The organism is Ideonella sp. (assembly GCF_036277275.1).
GTDB lineage: Bacteria > Pseudomonadota > Gammaproteobacteria > Burkholderiales > Burkholderiaceae_C > Ideonella.
In genome coordinates this window covers 1-9419 of record NZ_DASUNH010000033.1, presented here as the reverse complement: position 1 = coordinate 9419, position 9419 = coordinate 1, and the positions used below count along the sequence as shown (strand labels likewise).

10 protein-coding genes and 1 pseudogene are annotated in these 9419 nt (G+C 68.1%); 7 read left to right on the top strand and 4 right to left on the bottom strand.

The window, feature by feature from the left end:
* The 4 genes from VFY73_RS07270 to VFY73_RS07255 all read right to left on the bottom strand — a co-directional run.
* On the bottom strand, positions 1 to 325 hold a 325-nt coding region (locus tag VFY73_RS07270), incomplete at its 3' end, for a carbohydrate-binding protein (protein WP_329717260.1).
* Positions 326 to 573: 248 nt separating this feature from the next.
* Positions 574 to 3093 carry a cbb3-type cytochrome c oxidase subunit I gene (locus VFY73_RS07265; RefSeq protein WP_329717259.1) on the bottom strand — a complete coding sequence of 840 codons (2520 nt, stop codon included), beginning with the start codon at positions 3091 to 3093 and terminating at the stop codon, positions 574 to 576.
* A 14-nt stretch (positions 3094 to 3107) separates the two neighbouring features.
* A complete protein-coding gene (locus VFY73_RS07260; protein ID WP_329717258.1) occupies positions 3108 to 4025 on the bottom strand; it encodes a cytochrome c oxidase subunit II in 918 nt (305 codons plus the stop codon).
* Between the two features lie 14 nt (positions 4026 to 4039).
* Entirely contained in the window at positions 4040 to 4405 is a 366-nt protein-coding gene (locus VFY73_RS07255; protein WP_329717257.1) for a c-type cytochrome, read from the bottom strand.
* Between the two features lie 130 nt (positions 4406 to 4535).
* Between VFY73_RS07255 and VFY73_RS07250 the strand changes: the two genes are divergently transcribed.
* From VFY73_RS07250 to VFY73_RS07220, 7 genes and pseudogenes are all read left to right on the top strand, one after another.
* A complete protein-coding gene (locus VFY73_RS07250) occupies positions 4536 to 5393 on the top strand; it encodes a c-type cytochrome (protein WP_329717256.1) in 858 nt (285 codons plus the stop codon).
* Between the two features lie 143 nt (positions 5394 to 5536).
* Positions 5537 to 5986: a hypothetical protein gene (locus VFY73_RS07245; RefSeq protein WP_329717255.1), complete on the top strand. Its 450-nt coding sequence runs from the start codon at positions 5537 to 5539 to the stop codon at positions 5984 to 5986.
* 160 nt (positions 5987 to 6146) lie between these two features.
* Entirely contained in the window at positions 6147 to 6461 is a 315-nt protein-coding gene (locus tag VFY73_RS07240; protein WP_329717254.1) for a DUF2933 domain-containing protein, read from the top strand.
* A 20-nt stretch (positions 6462 to 6481) separates the two neighbouring features.
* Positions 6482 to 7144 (top strand): isoprenylcysteine carboxylmethyltransferase family protein, encoded by a 663-nt coding sequence (locus VFY73_RS07235; RefSeq protein ID WP_329717253.1) that lies wholly within the window; start codon positions 6482 to 6484, stop codon positions 7142 to 7144.
* A 21-nt stretch (positions 7145 to 7165) separates the two neighbouring features.
* A pseudogene (locus VFY73_RS07230) lies at positions 7166 to 7648 on the top strand (MBL fold metallo-hydrolase); the annotation flags it as partial.
* A gap of 116 nt (positions 7649 to 7764) precedes the next feature.
* The gene (locus tag VFY73_RS07225; protein WP_329717261.1) at positions 7765 to 7923 is read left to right on the top strand and encodes a hypothetical protein; all 159 of its coding nucleotides are present in this window, start codon (positions 7765 to 7767) and stop codon (positions 7921 to 7923) included.
* Positions 7924 to 7951: 28 nt separating this feature from the next.
* On the top strand, positions 7952 to 9419 hold a 1468-nt coding region (locus tag VFY73_RS07220), incomplete at its 3' end, for an HAD-IC family P-type ATPase (RefSeq protein WP_329717252.1).

Sequence of the window (9419 nt, the reverse complement as noted above, 5' to 3'; positions counted from 1 at the left end):
GAGGCGGCGGCGGGGGCGGCGGTGGGGGTGACGAGCAGCTCGACACCTCGGTCCAGGGCTGGCCGCTGCCGTCCGGGCCGTTGTGGGTGGCGGGGTCATCGCCCTGTGTCCACCAATTGGCGCGATAGGTCTTGCCGTTCTGTGTAGCGGTGTCGTCCTTCACGTAGGCGATCGAGGCTTGCCAGGGCTCGCAGGCGGCAGCCTGGGTCGCGAGCGGCGCGGCCAGGGCGGCTGTCGGCGCGACACCGGCGACCACGGCCACTGCGGCCGACAGGGCCATCAGCCAGTCGAGCCGGCGTTGCCGGTGGGGGATCTGGTCGGACATGTTCCAACTCCTTGGGAATGGCTTGTGTGGATTGCAGACCAGTGCGCGTGCACGTCGTGCTGCAGGCCGGATGCGCCCCTGTGTCGAGCGCGCCGGTTGGCTGGAACTATCCGAGCCGACGCCCGGCCATGCCATCGGAAGAAACCAGTATGAGACCAGTAATACCAGTTTGCCAACTCGGGTATCAGCACGATCGCTGTCCCGGCCGATGTTTCACTGCGTGAACACGCCGAAGAACGACCCCTGTTTCATCTCATGGCCCATGCGACCACCGGCGGCATCAGCGCCGCGGCAATGCCTTGCGCGCACGCGCAACTCCACAGCAGCAGGCTGTTGTCGAAGGTGGCGCGCTGGCGCGTGGTCAACAGGCCGGCAGCCGCACGCGCCGTCAAGTAGCCGCCGAAGATCACGACCAGCATGACGTGCAGGCCGACATAGGCCAGCAGCGCGGCAACCGTCGCGCCCCATGCATGCGCCCGCGGGGCCAACCCGGCATCGGTGTAGGCGTTCATCAGCAGGGCGAATGCCGTCGTGGTGATTGCCGCGGCCACCAGAAAGAACAAGGCCCGCCAAGGGCCGAGATCGCGCCAGCGCAGCGGCCGACCGGCCCACCAGGCAAGCGCCGCGCTCACCGCGAATCCGCCGCAAGTCGCCAGCAGCACCGGCCAAGGAGGCAGCGCCGCACCGGGCGGTGGACAGGCATCGGCGCGCATCGCCACATGGACATGGGCAAAGCCCATCGACGCGAAAATCGTCATGTCGACGATCACGAGGACCACCGTCGCCCACCAGGAGTGGCAGGCGCGGCCCGACGCGCCGATCGGAACGCAGACGCCTTCACCGATGATCGCCTTCGTCGCGGCGGGCAAGCGGTCTGTTTGCCACAGCCAGGCGACCGTGCAGCCGACCGTGACCAGGCCGAACACATGCGCCGTCCACACCCATTTCACCGTGAGCAGCAGGAAGAAGGCGGCGGTTCCGAATGCCGCCACCACCGGCAACCAACTCGGGCCCGGCAACACGATGAGGTGGCGCAGATCCGCATGACGGGCACTGGTGACGAGCGTCTCGCGCAGCCCGGTGACGGTGCCAGGCAGCCAGTGCTGTCCGCGCTCAACTTCGGTTGCCAGGGTCGGCCGTTGCCACAGCGGGTCCCGCGACTCCACCTGCGGGATGCTGCGGGTCGCGTAGTTCTCCGACGGTATCCACTCCAGCGTGGCTGCGTTCCAGGGGTTGCCGTGCGACTGCGGTGACCGGCGCAGCGTGCGGACCGTGTCGACCAGAAGAACGGCCAAACCGGCGGCGATCACGGCCGCACCAGCGGTGGACAGCAGGTTCGGCCACTCCCACCCGAGGCCGGCGGGGTAGGTGTAGACGCGCCGGGGCATGCCCAGCAGACCGGCGATGTGCATCGGAAAGAAGGCCAGGTGGAACCCGCCGAAGACGAGGCCGAACACCCAGCGCCCCACGCGCTCGTCGAGCCGATGTCCGTTGAGCAGCGGCAGCCAGTGGTAGAGCGCGGCAAACAGCGGAAACACCACGCCGCCGATCAGCACATAGTGCAGGTGCGCCACGATGAAGTAGGTGTCGTGCACTTGCCAATCGAAGGGCAGCACCGCGACCATCACGCCGGTCAGGCCGCCGAAGACAAAAGTGAAGAGGAAGCCCAGCACGAACAGCGTCTGGGTGTCGTAGCGCACGCGCCCGCGCCACAGCGTGCCGATCCAGGCGAAGACCTGCATGCCGGCCGGGATCGCCACGGCGAGGCTGGCCGCCGACACGAAGCTCAGCGAGAGCGAGCCGAGGCCGGCGGTGAACATGTGGTGCGCCCACAGCGCGAAGCTGAAGACGGCGACCGCGAGCAGAGCAACGACGATGGCCCGGTGCCCTGCGAGCGGCGTGCCGGCCAGCACGGGCACCAGGGTCGACACCATGCCGGCCGCCGGCAGGAAGATGATGTAGACCTCGGGGTGGCCGAAGAACCAGAACAGGTGCTGCCACAGCAGCGGATCGCCGCCGCGGGTGGCGTCGAAGAACGGCCAGTCGAAGGCGCGTTCCATCTCGAGCAGTGCCGTGCCCGCAATCACGGCCGGAAAAGCGAAAACGATCATCAACCCGACGATCAGCATCGCCCAGGCATAGACCGGCATCCGGCCCAGCGTCATGCCGGGCGCACGCGTCATCAGCAGGCCGATGATCAGTTCGACGGCACCGGCGATGGCCGAGATCTCGATGAAGCCGATGCCGAGCAGCCAGAAGTCGGCGTTCAGGCCGGGCGAGTAGGTCCCGCTCGTCAGCGGCGGATACATGAACCATCCGCCGTCGGGTGCCAGGCCAACGAAGACCGTGCAGAAAAACGCGAGACCACCGAACGCGTAGGCCCAGAACGCATAGGCCGACAGTCGAGGAAATGGCAGGTCCCGTGCGCCCAGCATGTTGGGCAGCAGGTAGACCGCCACGGCTTCGACGATCGGCACGGCGAACAGGAACATCATCACGGTGCCGTGCATCGTGAAGAGCTGGTTGTAGGTGTCCGGGCCGACCAGGCCGGCCTCGGGCACGGCGAGCTGTGCGCGCATCACCAGCGCCAGCGCACCCGCCAGCAGCAGAAACAGGAACGCAGTGCCGATGTAGAGTTTGCCGATGTAGGTGTTGTTGACGGCCGTCAATGCGCGCCAGCCGCGCGGCAGCCGCCAAGCCCGCTCCAGCCGCTGCAATTCGTCGGCAGGTCGCGGCAGGGTGTTCGGCAAGCTGTGGCGGCGGCTCACGGCGTCAACAGGCCTCAGCGCAGATGGGAGAGGTAGTCGGCCAGCGCATCGAGCGTCTCGCGGTCCAGGTGCTGGAACGAGGGCATGCGTGCGCCCGGCTTGAAATCCTGCGGGTTCGCGATCCAGCGGGCCAGCGCGTCCCGGTCATTGGGCAAGGTGCCCGCGCCCAGGTACAACCGGCTGCCGACATGCGTCAGGTCGGGGCCCAAAGAAGCGCCCTCCGCCACGCCGCGGACCACATGGCATCCCGCGCAGCCATGGTCGAGGAACGCGCGTCGGCTTCGCTCGAGGGTCGCGTTCGTCGGCGCCGGGGCCGCGGCCGACTGCGCTGCCAACCAGCGATCGAACTGCTCGGGTGTCTCGACCACCACGTGCAGTGCCATGCGGGCATGCTGGGTCCCGCAGTATTCGGCGCAGACACCGCGGTGAACGCCCGGCGCCAGCGCGGTGATGAACAGCCGGTTGGTGCGTCCGGGCACCAGGTCCATCTTGCCGCCCAGCGTGGGGACCCAAAAGCTGTGGATCACGTCCGCGCTCTGCAGGCCCAGCTGGACGGGGCGCCCGGCGGGCAGATGCAACTCGTTGGCGCCGATGATCCAGCGGCCGGAAGCGGGGTCGTGGTAGCGGATCTCCCACCACCACAGGTGCCCGGTGAGGCCGATGACGACCGGCGCTCCGATCGGCGGCCGCTCCAGCGCAGCGGTGCGCAACACGGCGTATGCCAGGAGCGCACCCAACACCACGGATGGAAAGGCGATACCTGCGCCGACGGTCCACCACGCCGTCGGAATCTCCCGCTTGCGGCGTCGCAACGCGAGCGCCAGCAGCCCCATCGTCAGCAGGAAGATCAGCGCTGCCCCGGCGACGAGCACCCACCCCACTTCCGCGAGCAGGCCCGCTTGCTGGCTTGCGGGCGCGTTGAGCCAGTCCATGGTGCTGTGCGCGCTCAGGTGAGCGACAGCAGGTAGGCCGCGAGGTCGCGCGCGTCGTCGGGCGACACGCCGACATCGGGCATCGTGGTCGCCGGGACCAGGGCCTTCGGGTCCTGCAACCAGCGTTGCAGGTTCTGCGATCCGTTGGGGATCTTGCCCGCGATGTAACTGCGACGGCCGAACCCATCCAGCGAAGGGCCGACCTTGATGCTATGGCTCACGGCGCCGGGGATGGCGTGGCAACTGCCGCACTGGTACCGCGACAGGAGCACCCGGCCGCGCCCTGGCTGACCGTCTTGCACGACCCGGTAGGCCGCACCGGGGTCGCCGGCTTCGCCGCAGGCGGCCAGGCTCAGGCAGGCCGGCAAGACCAGCGCCATTCCGGTAGCCGGTCGGCAAATAAGTCGCAGGAGCGGGCTCATTCCGGCCCACCATCAAGAAGCGTTCCCGCCACCGCTGGTGGATGAGGCGCGCGGATTGCCCGTGGCCCCGGCACCCGTTGCTTCCGCGATGAATCGAACTCTCGCCACCGTCGTGCTGACCGTGGCCGCTGCTCTTGTGCTGGCGGTGGTGGTCGGTGTGCTCGTGGTCACGCGCGGCCTGTACGACGTGGGCGCGACGACGCAACATACACAGCCGGTCTACGGGCTGCTGGAGACGACGATGAAGTACGCCGTGCGCGTCCGCGCGGCGAACATCGTGCCGCCGCCGCCTCAACCGGGACTGATCGCGCGCGGGGCCACCTGCTACCGGGACCACTGCGTGCAGTGCCACGGCGGTCCCGGAATTGCGCCGGGACCGGTGGGAATGAGCATGCAGCCGCTGCCGGGACCCTTGCTCGACGCCGCGCGGCGCTGGCATGCGCGCGAGATCTACTGGATCACGCGCCATGGCATCCGCATGAGCGGCATGCCGGCATGGAGCATGCGCCTGTCCGAGGAAGACATCTGGGCGGTGGTGGGCTTCATCGAACGCATGCCTGAGCTCTCGCCCACCGACTACGGCGAGCAGATGGCGTCCGTGCAGGCAGACCAGTGCACCTTGCCAAGCAGCGGGCTCGGCAATTCCGACGCGCGGCTCACCGTCCCGCCGTCGGACGCGCGGGCACAGCTGGCGCTGCGGCAATACGCCTGCGTGTCGTGCCACACGATCCCTGGCGTGACCGGATCGGACACGCGCGTCGGCTCACCGCTGGACGGGCTGGCTCGGCGCACGCTCATCGCCGGCCGGCTGCCGAACACCGCCGACAACCTGGTGCGATGGATCCAGTCTCCGCAGCAGGTCAAACCCGGCACCGCGATGCCCGACCTCGGGGTGACGGAAGACCATGCCCGGCTCATGGCAAGTTACCTCTCCGGGCTGCATTAACAGTGACGTTCCGATGCGCGCCTTCGTGCTGGAAAGCCCCTGGCGTGCGCGGTTGATCTTCATCAACAGGTGGGGGGGCGGCATCGCTAAGCTCGTCGCGTGGGTTTCATCGCGAAGCCTGTTTCCTGGAGCATGTCGGCAACATGGCGAAGTGGCGAGGCAGATTGCCAAAGGACGCATGGGTTGCGTTCCTGCTGGTATTCGCCATCCGGGCCATGGCTGGTGCGGCGCTGTGCGAGTCGTACGGCGAGCATCCGATGCCCCCTGGTGCATCGCACAGCACCGCGGTGCACGATCATGCGGCGCACGATTCACACGACGCGGCGGCGGGCCACGGCCCGCAGGCATCGGACGTCGCCCCAGCGGATGGCCGGGGCGATCATGTTTGCGAGGCCGCCGTCTTCCTGACGGCCGAGTCTTCATCCGCCCTGATCTTCAAATACCCGATGGTGATGGACACCGTGGCACGGTGTGGCGCGCCGATCGGCGACTTCCGGTTGCACGACGCCGAGGCCTTCGTCACGCTTTTGCAGTTCGCCCATCCGCCGCCGTGCCGCACACCGCCGGACATCTCTCCTCGCCTGCGAATTTGATTCGCCGCGCCCTGTAGGGGGCGCACGTCACCGGCCGAGCGCGCGTGGCAGCTGCCGAGGCAGCTGGCCACGCATTCCCCCGACTCCTTCCACGGCGCATGGCGGCGTTGCCCATCTTGCGGCCCTAGGCGAATCACGACGACAACCAAGAAGGCGAGTCATGTCGAACCATCGATTCCATACCGATCCGGCGGGCGGTCGCAGCCAGCAGCGCGGCGCCGCGCTGCCCTGGGTCTTCTTCGGCTTCATGCTCGTGGCCGGGTTTCTGTTCTTCACCGAGCACCGTGCCCACCTGATGGGCGCCCTGCCTTTCCTGCTGCTGGCGGCCTGCCCGTTGATGCACCTGTTGCATGGCAACCATGGCGCGCACAGGCATGGCGAGGGTCGCCCTGAATCCGAGGGCCCACCGTCGGCGGCCGGCCGCGGCCCCACTTCGGCGAAGCCCGGAGCTTCACGCCCCCCGCACCAACACTGAGCCCTTCACGAGGAACCGCCATGTCGAACGAAAGCGCTCCGGCCTACGGGCTGTGGTCTCTTGTGATCGTCAACTCACTGGTCTTCATCATTTTCGCGTTCAGTTTCGCGAAGCCCGAGTCCAAGCGGGACTGGCGCTCGTTCAGCGCGTTCTCGAGCTTCCTGGTGGCTCTGTTCGCGGAGATGTACGGCTACCCGCTGACCATCTACCTGCTGTCAGGCTGGCTGGGCAGCCGCTTCCCAGGCGTCGACTTTCTTTCGCACGATGCGGGTCATCTGCTCGAACTGATGTTCGGCTGGCGCACCAACCCGCACTTCGGGCCGTTCCACATCCTCAGCGCAGCCTTCATCGGCGGCGGGTTCTGGTTGCTGTCCGCCGCCTGGACGGTGCTGTATGCGAACCAGCGTGCCGGCACGCTTGCGCAGACCGGCGCTTATGCCCGCATCCGGCATCCGCAGTACGCGGCATTCGTGCTGATCATGTTTGGCTTCTTGCTGCAATGGCCGACGGTGCTGACGGTGCTGATGTTCCCGATCCTGTGCGTGATGTACGTGCGGCTGGCCCACACCGAGGAGCGCGAAGCGGCCCACCGCTTTGGCGATGAGTGGGAGCGGTACGCGCAGCGCACCCCTCGCTTCTTCCCCAGGCTCGGCCCGTCCGCGGCGGCGCGACGCCCGGCCTGAGCACGTTCCGAAAGCCGGACCGTGAACCTCACCTTCCTCGGTGCCGCCGGCACCGTCACCGGCTCCAAGACGCTCGTCACGCACGAGGGCCATCGCTGGCTGGTCGACTGTGGCCTGTTCCAGGGCTACAAGAACCTGCGGGTGATGAACTGGGAGCCCTTCCCGTTCGACCCGAAGCAGCTCGACGGCGTGGTGCTGACGCACGCCCACCTCGATCATTCCGGGACGCTGCCGCTGCTGGTCAAGCAGGGCCTGCGCGGCCGGGTGTTCGACACGCCGTCGACGATCGATGTCTGCCGCATCCTGCTGCCCGACAGCGGCCGGCTGCAGGAGGAAGACGCCGAGTTCGCCAATCGACACAGGCTGTCCAGGCACCAGCCGGCCTTGCCGCTCATCGAGGACGACGCCGAGCGCGCGCTGCGCAGGCTGGAGGCCCTGCCGTTCGACGAGCCGGCTGCCCTCCCCGGCGGCGCGGGCATCCGCCTGCGTCCGGCCGGCCACATCGACGTGATCAAGGCCAGCAGCCGAGCCCCGCGCGTGCCGCCGGCTTGGAAGCCCGCGAACACGATGGCGTTGCGGCGGTCCGACCCGAGGGCTTTCAGGTGGTGCAGCACAGCCCGATGGCGATCGACATGACCGAGATGTACCACCGGCACCGCGCCGAGCACCGCCTGAGCGAGCCTGGCCCGGCCGACGCCCTGCGCCAGCGCATCGAGCATGAACTCGGCTGGCCCGCGACCGTGCCGCGGCTCGGGCAAAGCGTGGAGATCGGCCGATGAGTACGCCGAACCGTGAAGAAGCCCACCCATGAACACCACCATGAACTTCGAGATCGGCGGCTTGGTGTCGTCGATGTCCGCGCACGGCGTCGAGAAGCAGTTGTCTCGCCTGCCCGGCGTGACCGGCGTGCAGGTCAACTACGTGGCCGGGTCGGCAAGCGTCGGCTTCGATCCCCGCCAAACCTCGCCGGAGGCCATCCGCTCCGCCATCGAGGACTGTGGCTACCACTGCCGCGGCGAGTCGGTGCCGCGGCACGTCTGTGCCCCCCATGGTGCGCCCGCTGCCGAGCACCCGCACCCACCCGGCCACGACCATGCGGCGAAGCCGCCCGCAGGCGAGGCCCCCATGGACCACGGCGCGATGGATGCCATGGCGCAGGAGATGGGTCATGGCACGGGCATGGATGCGCGCGGCATGGCCCGCGACATGCGCAACCGCTTCTGGATCTGCCTTGCCTTCACGGTGCCCATCTTCCTGTACGCGCCGATGGGCATGGATTTCATCGAGCTGAGCCCACCTTTCGGCCTGGCACTGAATCCGTGGCTGTTCCTGCTGGCCAGCGGCGCTGTCATCTACCCGGCCTGGCCCTTCTTCGTGGCGGCGGCGCGCGCACTGCGCAATGGCGTGCTCAACATGGCGGTCCTCGTCGTGCTGAGCGTCGGCACGGGCTACCTGTTCAGCGTCGGTGCCACCTTCTTCTTCGAAGGCGCGCAGTTCTACGAGGCGGTCTCGGTGCTGCTGGTGTTCATCCTGCTCGGCCACTGGCTCGAGATGCGGGCGCGGGCCGGTGCCTCGGAGGCGATCCGGGCGCTGATGGACCTGGCGCCGCCCAAAGCCACCGTGGTGCGCGACGGCGTCGAGGCCACGGTCCCGACGGCCGAGGTACTGCTGGGCGACGTCGTGCTGATCCGCCCGGGCGACAAGATCCCGGTCGACGGCGAGGTGCTCGAAGGTGGATCGCAGGTCGACGAATCGATGCTCACCGGCGAGTCGATGCCCGTCAAGAAGGCGGTCGGCGACAGCGTCATCGGCGCCACCATCAACAAGAGCGGCAGCTTCCGCTACCGCGCCACGAAGATCGGCGCTGACACCGCGCTGGCGCAGATCGTCAAACTGGTGCAGCAAGCGCAGAACTCCAAGGCGCCCGCGCAACTGCTGGCCGACAGGGCTTCGCAGTGGCTGGTGGTGGCGGCCTTTCTGATCGGCCTCGCCACCTTCGGCGTCTGGTATTTCGTGATGGGCCAGACGGTGCTGCTGGCGCTCACCTTGACGATCACCGTCTTCGTGATCGCCTGCCCCGACGCGCTCGGCCTGGCTACGCCAATGGCGGTGATGGTGGGCACCGGCCTCGGGGCCATGAACGGCATCCTGTTCAAGAACGCTTCCGCGCTGGAAGACGCCACCAAGCTCGACGTGGTGATCTTCGACAAGACCGGCACGCTGACCTTGGGCCAGCCCGAGGTGGTGGACGTGGTGACCGCCAACGGCACGACGA

Bases quoted from the DNA above. Each gene is read 5' to 3' on its own strand.
- VFY73_RS07260 (WP_329717258.1), bottom strand. From the start codon at position 4,025: ATGGACTGGCTCAACGCGCCCGCAAGCCAGCAAGCGGGCCTGCTCGCG.
- VFY73_RS07255 (WP_329717257.1), bottom strand. From the start codon at position 4,405: ATGGCGCTGGTCTTGCCGGCCTGCCTGAGCCTGGCCGCCTGCGGCGAA.
- VFY73_RS07250 (WP_329717256.1), top strand. From the start codon at position 4,536: ATGAATCGAACTCTCGCCACCGTCGTGCTGACCGTGGCCGCTGCTCTT.
- VFY73_RS07245 (WP_329717255.1), top strand. From the start codon at position 5,537: ATGGCGAAGTGGCGAGGCAGATTGCCAAAGGACGCATGGGTTGCGTTC.
- VFY73_RS07240 (WP_329717254.1), top strand. From the start codon at position 6,147: ATGTCGAACCATCGATTCCATACCGATCCGGCGGGCGGTCGCAGCCAG.
- VFY73_RS07235 (WP_329717253.1), top strand. From the start codon at position 6,482: ATGTCGAACGAAAGCGCTCCGGCCTACGGGCTGTGGTCTCTTGTGATC.
- VFY73_RS07225 (WP_329717261.1), top strand. From the start codon at position 7,765: ATGGCGATCGACATGACCGAGATGTACCACCGGCACCGCGCCGAGCAC.